Annotated in this window: 11 protein-coding genes; 10 read left to right on the top strand and 1 reads right to left on the bottom strand. The window is 61.5% G+C overall.

Going from position 1 to position 12,494, the window contains the following annotated elements; all coding sequences use genetic code 11:
* Positions 1–15: 15 nt before the first annotated feature.
* From ASG68_RS20015 to ASG68_RS20000, 4 genes are read left to right on the top strand one after another with little or no spacing between them, the layout of a single operon-like run.
* On the top strand, positions 16–981 hold the full coding sequence (locus ASG68_RS20015) for a methyltetrahydrofolate cobalamin methyltransferase (RefSeq protein ID WP_062580291.1): 966 nt from the start codon (positions 16–18) through the stop codon (positions 979–981).
* A gap of 20 nt (positions 982–1,001) precedes the next feature.
* Positions 1,002–1,340, top strand: a complete 339-nt coding sequence (locus ASG68_RS20010; protein ID WP_062580289.1) for a hypothetical protein — start codon at positions 1,002–1,004, stop codon at positions 1,338–1,340.
* A 58-nt stretch (positions 1,341–1,398) separates the two neighbouring features.
* Positions 1,399–3,399: an ASKHA domain-containing protein gene (locus ASG68_RS20005; RefSeq protein WP_244484299.1), complete on the top strand. Its 2,001-nt coding sequence runs from the start codon at positions 1,399–1,401 to the stop codon at positions 3,397–3,399.
* A 50-nt stretch (positions 3,400–3,449) separates the two neighbouring features.
* Positions 3,450–4,529, top strand: coding sequence for a DNA topoisomerase IB (locus ASG68_RS20000; protein WP_413814032.1), 1,080 nt, complete (start codon positions 3,450–3,452; stop codon positions 4,527–4,529).
* A 19-nt stretch (positions 4,530–4,548) separates the two neighbouring features.
* On the opposite strand, the gene ASG68_RS19995 is transcribed toward ASG68_RS20000, so the two are convergent.
* A complete protein-coding gene (locus ASG68_RS19995; protein WP_062580283.1) occupies positions 4,549–5,433 on the bottom strand; it encodes a LysR family transcriptional regulator in 885 nt (294 codons plus the stop codon).
* 117 nt (positions 5,434–5,550) lie between these two features.
* Here ASG68_RS19995 and ASG68_RS19990 point away from each other — a divergent pair, with 117 nt between their 5' ends.
* The 6 genes from ASG68_RS19990 (at position 5,551) to ASG68_RS19965 (ending at position 12,365) form a co-directional block, all read left to right on the top strand.
* A complete protein-coding gene (locus ASG68_RS19990; RefSeq protein ID WP_062580281.1) occupies positions 5,551–5,778 on the top strand; it encodes a hypothetical protein in 228 nt (75 codons plus the stop codon).
* 123 nt (positions 5,779–5,901) lie between these two features.
* Positions 5,902–7,728 carry a sensor histidine kinase gene (locus ASG68_RS19985; RefSeq protein WP_274534230.1) on the top strand — a complete coding sequence of 609 codons (1,827 nt, stop codon included), beginning with the start codon at positions 5,902–5,904 and terminating at the stop codon, positions 7,726–7,728.
* Positions 7,725–9,080 (top strand): sigma-54-dependent transcriptional regulator, encoded by a 1,356-nt coding sequence (locus ASG68_RS19980; protein ID WP_062580279.1) that lies wholly within the window; start codon positions 7,725–7,727, stop codon positions 9,078–9,080. Before ASG68_RS19985 ends, ASG68_RS19980 begins: the two co-directional genes overlap by 4 nt.
* A 205-nt stretch (positions 9,081–9,285) precedes the next feature.
* A complete protein-coding gene (locus tag ASG68_RS19975) occupies positions 9,286–10,269 on the top strand; it encodes a tripartite tricarboxylate transporter substrate-binding protein (RefSeq protein WP_062602556.1) in 984 nt (327 codons plus the stop codon).
* Between the two features lie 118 nt (positions 10,270–10,387).
* Positions 10,388–10,849 carry a tripartite tricarboxylate transporter TctB family protein gene (locus tag ASG68_RS19970; RefSeq protein ID WP_062580273.1) on the top strand — a complete coding sequence of 154 codons (462 nt, stop codon included), beginning with the start codon at positions 10,388–10,390 and terminating at the stop codon, positions 10,847–10,849.
* Positions 10,850–10,859: 10 nt separating this feature from the next.
* Complete coding sequence (locus tag ASG68_RS19965) at positions 10,860–12,365, top strand: tripartite tricarboxylate transporter permease (RefSeq protein ID WP_062580270.1); 1,506 nt, start codon at positions 10,860–10,862, stop codon at positions 12,363–12,365.
* The last annotated feature ends 129 nt before the right edge of the window (positions 12,366–12,494 follow it).

Genomic DNA, 12,494 nt, shown 5'->3' with positions numbered 1-12,494 from the left:
ACCAGAGGATCAGACATGACCCGCACCATCGTTGCCTCCGCCACCCGCGAAATCATCATCGGCTTCGACCAGCCGTTCTGCGTCATCGGCGAGCGGATCAATCCGACCGGCCGCAAGAAGCTGGCCGCCGAAATGATCGAAGGCAATTTCGACACGGTCATCAAGGATGCGCTGGAGCAGGTGGCTGCGGGCGCGACCATGCTCGACGTCAACGCCGGCGTCACGTCCGTCAACCCGAACGAGACGGAGCCAGGCCTTTTGGTGCAGACGATGGAAATCGTCCAGGGCCTCGTCGACGTGCCGCTGTCGATCGACAGTTCCGTGACTGCCGCCATCGAAGCCGCCCTCAAGGTCGCCAAGGGGCGGCCGCTGGTCAATTCCGTCACCGGCGAGGAAGAAAAGCTCGAGGCCATCCTGCCGCTTTGCAAGAAATACGACGTTCCAGTCGTCGCCATCTCCAACGACGAGACCGGCATTTCGATGGATCCGGACGTTCGTTTCGCAGTTGCGAAGAAAATTGTCGAACGAGCCATGGACTATGGTATCAAGCCGCACGATATCGTTGTCGATCCGCTTGTCATGCCGATCGGCGCCTTGGGCGATGCTGGCCGTCAGGTCTTCGCGCTTCTGCACCGCCTGCGCAACGAACTGAAGGTCAACACCACCTGCGGCCTGTCGAACATCTCGTTCGGCCTGCCGCATCGCCACGGCATCAACGCCGGCTTCATCCCCATGGTCATCGGTGCGGGCATGACGTCGGCCATCATGAATCCCTGCCGCCCACAGGAAATGGAAGCCGTTCGCGCGGCCAACGTCCTGAACGGCACGGACCCGAATTGCGGCAACTGGATCATGACCTATCGTGATCACAAGCCGGCCGAAGGTGGCGCTGTTGCTGCCGCGGCATCTCCGGCCGGTGCCGGTGGCGGTCGCCGTGGCGGCCGCGCCGGACGTGCCGGAACAAGCGCTAGGGCGGAATAACCGCCCGGAAAAGAGAACTAATGTTTTTCAGTGCCGATCTGCTCACCGAGTTTGCGAGCCTCTGGTTTCAGGCTCCCATGGTCATATCCTCCCGAATGCAGGACCTTGCCGTGTCGGGCATGAGCGGATCTGCGGCCGGACCGGCGGAGATCGGCCAGATGATCACCGAAAAACTGTCTGCGGCCGCCGAAAGCGCGATGGCCGTCAATCTCGCCATGGTGAACGAAGGCATGATCGCCGCGACAGCGCTGGCGACCGGCACCTGTGCCGGTCTCTCGGGCGCGTCCGATCGCGTTGCGGTGGCTGCTCTCAAACCATACGGCAAAAGGATCCGAGCCAATGTACGGCGCCTTACCTGATAGGAATGATCTGACCGTGTCCGCCCAGGAAAACAAAAGCGATCCTCTCGTCCTGTTCATGCCGTCGGGCAAACGCGGGCGTTTTCCCGTCGGCACGCCGGTGCTTGATGCCGCCCGCTCGCTCGGCGTCTATGTCGAGAGCGTCTGCGGCGGTCGCGCGACCTGCGGGCGCTGTCAGATCGAAGTTCAGGAAGGCAATTTCGCCAAGCACAAGATCGTCTCCTCCAATGACCACATCTCGGCCCGTGGCCCGAAGGAGGAACGCTACGACAAGATCCGCGGCCTTCCGGAAAACCGCCGCCTGTCTTGCTCGGCGATGATTCAGGGCGATCTCGTCATCGACGTGCCGCAGGATACCGTCGTCAATGCCCAGGTGGTGCGCAAGGCTGCCAGCGACCGTGTCATCGAGCGCAATGCCGCCGTCCAGCTCTGCTATGTTGAGGTGGACGAGCCCGACATGCACAAGCCGCTCGGCGACCTCGATCGTCTGAAGGTCATGCTCGAAAAGGACTGGGGCTGGAAAGATCTGCTGGTGGCACCGCACCTCATCCCGCAGGTGCAGTCGATTCTTCGCAAGGGCAACTGGGGCGTCACCGCTGCAATCCATCGCGACATGGACTCATCGCGTCCCTTCATCGTCGCCCTTTATCCGGGTCTGAAGAACGAGGCCTACGGCATCGCCTGCGATATCGGCTCGACAACGATCGCCATGCATCTCGTGTCGCTGTTGTCGGGCCGCATCGTTGGCTCCTCCGGCACGTCAAATCCGCAGATTCGATTCGGCGAAGACCTGATGAGCCGTGTCTCCTATGTCATGATGAACCCCGATGGTCGGGAAGCCATGACCAAGGCGGTGCGCGAGGCCATTAATGGCCTGATCGGCAAGGTCTGCGCCGAAGGCGAGGTCGATCGGCACGACATTCTCGACATGGTATTTGTGGCTAACCCCATCATGCACCATCTGTTCCTCGGCATCGACCCGACGGAACTCGGCCAGGCGCCCTTTGCGCTCGCCGTTTCCGGCGCGCTCCAATATTGGGCGCATGAGATCGATATCGACGTCAATCGGGGCGCGCGGCTCTATACCCTGCCCTGCATCGCCGGTCATGTCGGCGCGGATGCGGCAGGTGCTACCCTTTCCGAAGGTCCCTACCGGCAGGATCGCATGATGCTGCTCGTTGACGTCGGTACCAATGCGGAAATCGTGCTCGGAAATCGCCAGCGCGTCGTCGCCGCCTCCTCGCCCACCGGTCCGGCCTTCGAAGGTGCCGAAATCTCCTCCGGCCAGCGCGCGGCTCCCGGCGCGATCGAGCGTGTCCGTATCGATCCGGTCACGCTGGAGCCGAAATTTCGCGTCATCGGTGTCGAAAAATGGTCCGATGAAGAGGGCTTTGCCGAGCAGGCCGCCAGCGTCGGCGTCACCGGCATCTGCGGCTCGGCGATCATCGAGGTCGTCGCGGAAATGTATCTTGCTGGTGTCATCTCGGAAGATGGCGTTGTCGATGGCTCGATGGCGGAGCGCAGCCCGCGCATCCTGCAGAACGGCCGAACCTTCTCCTACCTGCTGCATGACGGCGAACAGCGTATCACGGTGACGCAGAACGACATCCGCGCCATCCAACTGGCGAAGTCCGCGCTTTATGCCGGCATCAAGTTGCTGATGGAAAAGCTGGGTGTCGAGCATGTCGACACGATTCGCTTTGCCGGCGCCTTCGGTTCCTTCATCGACCCGAAATACGCCATGGTGCTAGGCCTTATCCCGGACTGCGACTTGAACGAGGTCAAGGCCGTCGGCAATGCTGCCGGCACGGGCGCGCTGATGGCACTGCTCAACCGCGACCATCGCCGGGAGATTGAAAAGACCGTCGCGCATATCGAGAAGATCGAGACCGCGCTGGAACCCAATTTTCAGCAGCTTTTCGTCAATGCGATGGCCATGCCGAACAAGGTCGATGCCTTCCCTGAACTCGCCAAGGTCGTCACCCTGCCCGAGCGCAAGGTGGTGTCCGACGACGGTGGTGATGGTGGCGGCAGACGCCGGCGCCGCAGCCGCGACTGAGCACGCAAAGTGGTGGAACCAAATGATCGACATGGCGTTCTTGCGTCACTGTGGATCAGATGCTTTCTTACACCCGCAAAACGGCGCCCGACATTGCAGTCCCTGCCAAACCGGCAGCGGCGCAGCTTGTCTATCTCTCCAACCTCGACGGCGGCATCACCCGCAAGCCCGGAAAGCGCGCCTTTCTCTATTATGACGCCGATGGCAAGCGAATCGAGAACCGGGATGAACTCGACCGGATCGCCGCGCTTGCCATTCCACCGGCCTATACCGATGTCCTGATTTCGATCGATCCGAACTCGCATCTTCAGGCCACCGGCTACGATGTGCGCGGACGCAAACAATATCGCTATCACCCGGATTGGTCGGCGGAACGTGGCAAGACCAAATTTGCGCAGCTCGCCGATTTTGCCTCCCGACTGCCGAAAATCCGCGAGCGGGTCGATACCGACCTCAGACTGCGAAAACCCGGAATGGATAAGGCGCTGGCGACCATCGTCTGGCTGCTCGACAATCTTTATATTCGCGTTGGCAATGCCACCTATGCCGAGGAAAACGGCTCCTACGGGCTGACGACGCTGCGCAACCGGCATGTGAAGATCGAAGGCTCCAGCGTCCATTTCAACTTCAAGGGCAAATCCGGCAAGGAATGGCGGCTGAGCCACAGCGACCGGCGCATCACCAAATCCATCCGTATGCTGCAGGAATTGCCGGGGCAACAGTTGTTCCAGTATCTTGACGAGGATGACAACCGGCATCCGATCCGCTCGCAGGACGTCAACGCCTATATCCGCGATGCGTCCGGGGCCGAATTCAGCTCACGGCAGTTCCGCACTTGGGGGGCAACGCGAATGGCGGCAACGGCGCTCGCAGCCATTGAGCCGGGACAGAGTGAGCGGCAACGAAAACGCCAGGTTAACGATGTTATCGACGCCGTTGCGGCACGGCTGGTCAATACCCGGGCCGTTTGCCGCTCATCCTATATCCATCCGAAGGTCTTCGACGATTTCGAAGAGGGATCGCTCGCCGGCCTTCTGAAGATGCGGCCGAGCCGGAGCGTGACATTGACGCGCTGGATGGAGGATGACGAGATCAAGGTGCTGCGCTGGCTGAAGGCGGGCGACGCCTGAACGCCGCCCGAATCATCGTTCATAGCAACCCGACAAAGGCGTCCCGGACATGTTCGGCGACCGCCAACACAGGCGCTGACGCATTGTCGATCAGTTGCAGGCCGATGCTGTAATGGCCGAGATCCGGCAAGCCTTCGGCTTCGCCCAGAGCCACCAGTTCACCCTGAACGAGATAGCGCGGCAGCGGCGCGACGGCGAGATCCGCAAGAATCGCGGCGCGCTGGCCGGTCGTATGGGCGCTGAGGAAGGCGACGCGGAACGGCTTGCCCGCTTGGTTCAACTGATCGACAGCGTTCGCCCGCCAGACGCAGCCATCTTCCCACATCGAAATCGGCAGGGGCTGGCGCGTATGGGCCGTGCCGCATTTGATGCCAGCCCAGACGAGCTTTTCGGACACGAGGATTTCTCCGCCGCCGGTATTTTCGCCAGTCATGCTGTTGAAGATGGCGATGTCCATGCGATGCTCTTCCACCCGCTTGCGCATGACGCTGCTGTTGCCGATCGTCACATCGACCGTGACATTCGGATAGGACTCGGAAAAACGCTTGAGCACTTCAGGCAGAATGCGCTCGCCGATATCCTCGGGCGCGCCGACACGCACCACGCCGTTCATATCGGGCAGCAGGAAGCGGGAAACGGCCTCATTGTTCAGCGCCAGCATGCGCCGCGCGAAGCCCAGCAGCACCTCTCCCTTCGGCGTCAGCGACACCGAGCGCGCATCGCGCAGGAAAAGAACGCAACCAAGCGTCTCTTCCAGCTTCTTGATCTGCATGGAGACAGCCGACGGTGTCCGGTAGACGGTTTCCGCCGCCGTGGTGAAATTTCCGGTTTCGGCGATCGCGACAAATGTCTTGAGGATGTCCAGTTCGAGGAGCGGAAGGACATGCCGCATCATCATGTTCATGGGAACCTCACGGATCAGTTTTTCTGAAAGAAATGATCACTTCATTTCGTTTGATTGAACATCAACAGAAGCAGATAGTCAAGTTGTAAACAGGCAGACATCAGAAAGGAGCCTCCCATGTCCCTGCAACACGATACGGCGCCGATCCATTCGAACACTGCCGCAATGCATGCATCCGGTATGTCCTCTGCGGTTCACAGCCTGCTGGCCCCTCTCGTCAACGGCCATCATCGGTATCGGATCGCTCAGATTCGCAAGGCAACGACCCGCGAGATCCGGCATCTGCCCTCCAGCCTGCAGCAGGATCTCGCCTTCGCCGACGGCACGGTAATCGCGCTTTCCTGATGGATTTCGACACACACCGACCACAGTCGAAACGGCTGCCATTCCTCTCTCGCATCAACGCCCCTTGGAAAAGGGGGCGTTGATCTCTAAACTCCCGAGCGAGGGAGCAACGAGGGAGGAGCCTTGCAGTCCGTCAAAATCCGCCTTGTGGCCCTGTGCCTCGTTCCGCTCATTCTCGCCGCCGTGATCTTTCAGGGCGGTGCGCTGGCGACGCGCAGCTATATGAACGAGGCGTCGCTGCAGGCGGGCTCGGCGTTGCGCCTTGCCGCATCAGCATTAAGCGGGCACCTCAGCCGCTACGAGCCCCTGCCCGCACTGATCGCCGATCATGACGGCATCAAGGATCTCATTGCCCATCCGCAGGACAAGACGCTGCGCGACACGGCAAACATCTACCTCAAAGAGATCAACACGCTGCTGGAATCCTCCGACATCTACGTGATGACGCTGGACGGCAACACGATCGCGGCCAGCAATTACGATCAGCCGGCAAGCTTCATCGGCCAAAATTTCAGTTATCGCCCTTATTTCCAGGATGCGGCGAAGGGCAGGCAGTCGCGTTTCTATGCGCTTGGCACGACATCCCTGAAGCGGGGCTACTACTTCGCCTCGCCCGTCTACCTCGAGGAAAAAATCAGCGGCGTCATCGTCTTCAAGGTCGATATCGACTCGATCGAAACCTCCTGGCGCGGCGGCGAATACAAGATCTTCGTCTCCGATCCCGAAGGCATCATCTTCATGACCGGAAGCCCCGAATGGCTTTATTCGGGGATTCTGCCGCTGAACAGCGAACGCCTGGCACGCACACAGGCCTCACGTCGTTATGCCGAAGCAGTTTTGAAGCCCCTGCCGATCAGGCGCGGCACGCTGGACGACCATCAACTGATGACCACGACCACCGCAGATAGCCGGGAATACCTGATCCTGTCGCACTATATGCCGGAAGCCGACTGGACGGTGAACGTGCTGATGGACACCGCCTCCGTCCACGCCCAGGCGCGGACCATGATCGTCGCCATCGTGCTGTTCCTTTGCCTTGCCGCTCTTGCGCTGGCCATCGTCCTGCAACGGCGCGCCCGGCTGCAGGAGCGTATGCGCTTGCAGCTCGAAGCCCGCAACGAACTGGAACATCGGGTGGAAGAACGCACCGCCGACCTCGCCCTGGTCAACCAGCGCATTGAGCTGGAGATCGCCGAACGGCGGCTGACCGAGCAGGAACTGCGCAAGACCCAGGCAGACCTTATCCAGGCAGGAAAGCTCGCCGGTCTCGGCCAGATGTCGGCCGCCCTCTCCCATGAACTCAACCAGCCGCTGGCGGCCGCCAAGACCTATGCTGACAGCGCCGCCATGCTGATCGACCTCGAACGTGTTCCCGAAGCCCGCGACAATGTCCGGCGCATCTCCGGCCTGATCGACCGCATGGCGTCCATCAGCCGGCACTTACGCAATTTTGGCCGCAAGCCGAACGAGAAGCTTGGGCCGGTCGCGCTGGAGGCCGTGGTTGCCGATACGCTCGAAATCGTCTCGGCGCGGCTGAAGACGGCGGACGCGGATTTGCAGATCGACCTCGGTCAGCCGGGCACGATGGTCAGAGCCGGCTCCGTGCGCCTGCAGCAGGTTCTCGTCAACATCATCACCAATGCCGCCGATGCCGTCGAAGGATTGGCCGACCGGCGTATCCACCTGACTGCGGAACAACACGGCGAAAGGGTCACGCTGACGATCCGCGACCACGGCCGCGGCGTTCCCGTTGCCATCACCGAGCGTATCTTCGATCCGTTCTTCACCACCAAGGGCGTCGGCAAGGGTCTGGGTCTCGGCCTGTCAATCTCCTACAATATCATCAAGGATTTCGGCGGCAGCCTGTTGGTCTCCAATCACCCGGAGGGCGGTGCCGTCTTCCTGATCGAGCTGGAGGCCGCGACGGCGGCACAGGAGGCAGCCGAGTGAGCGAAGCGCGGATACTCCTCATTGATGACGAAGAAGAAATGCGGCGATCAACGGCGCAAGCGCTGCAACTCTTCGGGTTGGAGGTAGACACGTTTTCCAGCGCCGAGGATGTGCTGGAACTGGTCGGCTACAGCTTTGCCGGCGTGGTGATCAGTGACATCCGCATGCCCGGCATGGACGGCATGACGCTGCTGCAGCGCATCCGGGAGGTCGACGCGGAAATCCCCGTCATTCTGGTAACCGGACACGGCGATGTCCAGCTGGCCGTCAAGGCGATGCGCGAGGGTGTCTACGACTTCCTCGAAAAACCCTTCACAGCACAAAATCTGGCTGGGATCGCGCGCCGCGCGCTCGATCGCCGCAATCTCGTGCTCGAAAACCGCCGCCTGCGGGCGGTTGCCGGTAAGCGTGACGATATCGAGGCCCGGCTTCCCGGTCGCACCCAGGCCATGGTCGATCTCCGATACCGATTGCGCGCAATTGGCGCCACGGATGCCGATACGCTTGTCATCGGCGAGACCGGCGCCGGCAAGGAAGTGGTCGCCCGCGCCCTGCACGATATCAGCGCCCGAGCCGATCGCCCCTTCGTCGCCATCAATTGCGCCGCCCTTCCGGAAAACCTGATCGAAAGCGAATTGTTCGGCCATGAGGCCGGCGCCTTTCCAGGCGCACTCAGGCCACGCTATGGCAAGTTCGAGCATGGCCGCGGCGGCACCATCCTGCTCGACGAGATCGGCTCCCTGCCCTATGACCTGCAGGCCAAGTTCCTGCGCGTGCTGCAGGAACGGGTGATCACTAGGCTGGGTTCGAACGAACCCGTTCCCCTCGATGTCCGCTTCATCGCCACGAGCAAGGTCGATCTGGAAGCGGAGGTCGCCGCCGGCCGCTTTCGCGCCGACCTGCTTTATCGGCTGAATGTCGCGACCCTGCATGTACCCTCACTTGCCCAGCGGAGGTCCGATATTCCGCTCCTGTTCCTGCAGCTCGTCCGTGAAGCCGCCGCCCGTTATCTGCGGAGCGATATCGATGTGCCGCCGGACCTGATGACCGAGATCGCAGAACGCGCTTGGCCGGGCAATGTTCGAGAATTGCGCAATGCCGCCGATCGCCTCGTGCTCGGTCTCGACCTGAAACCGGACGAGGGACAGGCAGCAGTCGAACCGCAACGCCTCGCCGACAAGGTCGCGAGCTATGAGCGCGGCATCATCGCCAGCGCCCTTGCAGCCCATGGCGGCAGCCTTCGGCCGGTCTACGAGCTTTTGGGAATCTCCCGAAAGACTCTTTACGAGAAGATGCAGAAATACGGTCTCGACAAGAAACTCTCGTCCACGGACGACGACTACGCCGCCTGATGGACGCGAATGGGTGGAAATCCACCCATCATCCGGTGCATTTGTTTCCGATCCCACCCATGGTGCGCTGCACTCATCCATAAATCCTATTCGCCGGTCACAAGATCGGTTGCCCGCCGCCGCGCATGAGCCTCACAAATGGTCATCCAGAAACGGCGCGGGAGGAGCTGCGCCGGCTGGCCATACATCATCCGGGAGGACTTCGATGAACATTCTGAAAACCATGCTTGGCGCCACGGCTCTGGCCGCCATGTCGTTCATTTCCGTTTCCGCGCATGCCGAGGGTTATCCCGAACGCACCATCACCATGGTCGTGCCGTTCGCGGCCGGCGGCCCGACAGACACCGTCGCCCGCCTCGTCGCTGAATCCATGTCGAAGGATCTCGGCCAGCAGATCATTGTGGAAAATGTCGGCGGCGCCGGGGGCTCGCTCGGTGCGGGCCGTGTCGCGCAGTCCGATCCGGACGGCTACACCATTCTCCTGCATCACATCGGCATGGCGACCTCTGCCACGCTCTACCGCAAGCTCGCCTATGACACGCTCAACGCCTTCGAATATGTCGGCCTCGTCACCGACGTGCCGATGACCATCGTCGCCCGCAAGGATTTCGAGCCGACCGACCTCAAGGGCCTGATCGACTACGTCAAGGCCAACAAGGACACGGTGACGGTCGCCAATGCCGGCATCGGCGCTGCCTCGCATCTCTGCGGCATGATGTTCATGAGTGCCATCCAGACGCCATTGACGACTGTTCCCTACAAGGGCACCGGTCCGGCGATGACCGATCTGCTCGGCGGCCAGGTCGATATCATGTGCGACCAGACCACCAACACCACCAAGCAGATCCAGGGCGGAACGATCAAGGCCTATGCCGTGACCTCGCCTGCCCGCCTGCCCGTCCTGCCGGACGTCCCGACGGCTGCCGAAGGTGGCCTTGCCGATTTCCAGGTCGGCATCTGGCACGGCATCTATGCCCCAAAAGGTACGCCGACGGAAGCCACGGACCGCCTTTCGAAATCCCTTCAAGTCGCGCTGAAGGACCCGAACGTTGTCGCCCGCTTTGCCGAACTCGGCACGGTGCCTTCGTCGGACGCCGACGCGACGCCCGCCGCGCTGAAGGCCAAGCTCGAAAGCGAAATCGCCCGCTGGAAGCCGGTGATCGAAGCGGCCGGCCAGTACGCCGACTGATCCTCATTCCCGCAAAGCCAAGCCTGTCCCGCCTTCCTCTCCCATTGAGGGGAAGGCGTCCGCCCATGTATCTCGTTCAGGAGAGCACGGCGGAACGGCCGGATTTCAAGGAGGCATCATGAAATCCCTATCCTTCGATACGACCAATGCGCTGTGTGGTGCGCTCTTCATGGCGCTCGGCGGCTTCTTCATCTATCAAAGCCTGGATCTGGAACTCGGCACGGCCTTTAAGATGGGGCCTGGTTACTTCCCGCTGCTGCTTGCCGGCGTCCTCTCCCTGCTCGGCCTCGTCATCCTCATCCAATCGGCGCGTGTCGAGGGGGAACCGCTCGGCCCGATCGCCTGGCGCGGCATGCTGTTCATCCTGCCGGCGCCGATCTTTTTCGGCCTGACGGTTCGCGGGCTCGGCTTCGTGCCGTCGCTGTTCTTCACCGCCCTGATCGCCTGCTTCGCCTCGCAGCGCATGAAGCCAGTGACCGCCATCATCCTGTCGATCGCCCTGACGATCTTCTCGGTTGCCGTTTTCAGCTACGCGCTCGGCCTGCCCTTCGAGCGCTTCGGCCCCTGGGTCAGATTGTAAGGATATCGCGATGGAACTCTTCGACAATCTCGCTCTCGGCTTCACCACGGCCGGATCACCGGAAAACCTGCTTTTCTGCCTGATCGGCGTGCTGCTCGGCACGTTGATCGGCGTTCTTCCCGGCATCGGCGCCACGGCAACCATCGCCATGCTGCTGCCGATCACTTTCCAGCTGGAACCGGTCTCGTCGCTGATCATGCTGGCCGGCATCTATTACGGTGCGCAATATGGCGGCTCGACCACCGCGATCCTGATCAACATGCCCGGCGAATCCTCGTCTGCGGTCACCGCCATCGACGGCTACCAGATGGCGCGCAAAGGCCGGGCCGGCGCCGCCTTGTCCATAGCGGCTCTCGGCTCGTTCTTCGCCGGGACGGTCTCCACCTTCCTGGTGGCGATCTTCGCCATTCCACTCACTGGCATCGCGCTGCAATTCGGAGCTGCAGAATATTTCTCGCTGATGATCGTCGGCCTCGTCTCCTCGATCGCTTTGGCGCACGGCTCGATCGTCAAGGCGCTGGCCATGGTCGCGCTCGGTCTCCTGCTCGGGCTCGTTGGCACCGACATCTATACCGGTTCGCCACGCTTTACGCTCGGCATCCGTGAATATGCCGATGGGCTGAACTTCGTTGCGGTGGCGGTCGGCGTTTTCGGCATCGCCGAAATCCTGCGCAACCTCGAAGGTGAAAAGACCCGTAGCCTCCTGATGGCCAAGGTCAGCGGGCTTCTGCCGACACGCGACGATTTCAGGCGCATGTTCGGTCCTGTCCTGCGCGGTACGGCCATCGGCTCGGCGCTCGGCATCCTGCCCGGCGGCGGCGCCATCCTTGCCGCCTTCGCATCCTATACGGTCGAAAAGCGCATATCGAAGACACCGGAGGAATTCGGCCATGGCGCCATCGCCGGCGTCGCCGGTCCGGAATCGGCCAACAATGCCGGCGCGCAGACGTCGTTCATTCCGCTCCTAACGCTTGGTATTCCAGCCAATCCGGTGATGGCGCTGATGGTCGGCGCGATGATCATCCAGGGAATCGTCCCCGGCCCGAACGTGGCAGCGGAACAGCCGGCCCTGTTCTGGGGCATCATCGCCTCCATGTGGATCGGCAACCTGATGCTGGTGATCCTCAACCTGCCGCTGATCGGGCTCTGGGTGAAATTGCTCACCGTGCCCTATTACGTGCTCTTCCCGATCATTATGGCCTTCTGCTCGATCGGGGTCTACAGCGTCAATTCCAACGTCTACGACCTCTATGCTGTCGCCTTCTTCGGCCTGGCCGGCTATCTGCTCGTCAAGCTGCGTTGCGAACCAGCGCCGCTGCTGCTCGGCTTCGTTCTCGGGCCACTGCTGGAGGAAAACCTCCGCCGGGCGATGATCCTGTCGCGCGGCGATGCGACCACCTTCATCACACGGCCGATCAGTGCTGGCCTGCTGCTGGTCGCGGCTGCCATCCTGGTCATCGTCTTCCTGCCGTCGATCAAGGCAAAGCGCGAAGCAGTCTTCCAGGAAGAAGATTGATCATCTTTCGACGAGGTCGGCCTCACCTGGCCGGCCTCGTCCCTTCTCCACGGAATAATTCTTGACGATAAATAGAAACAATTCCGACAATCACAAGTTTAGCTAAAGATTAAAAATACCGACACGCAT

The sequence above is a fragment of the Rhizobium sp. Leaf453 genome, assembly GCF_001425605.1.
Lineage (GTDB): Bacteria > Pseudomonadota > Alphaproteobacteria > Rhizobiales > Rhizobiaceae > Pararhizobium.
Note: the sequence above shows the minus strand (reverse complement) of the source record. Positions and strands in the feature narration are given on the sequence as shown.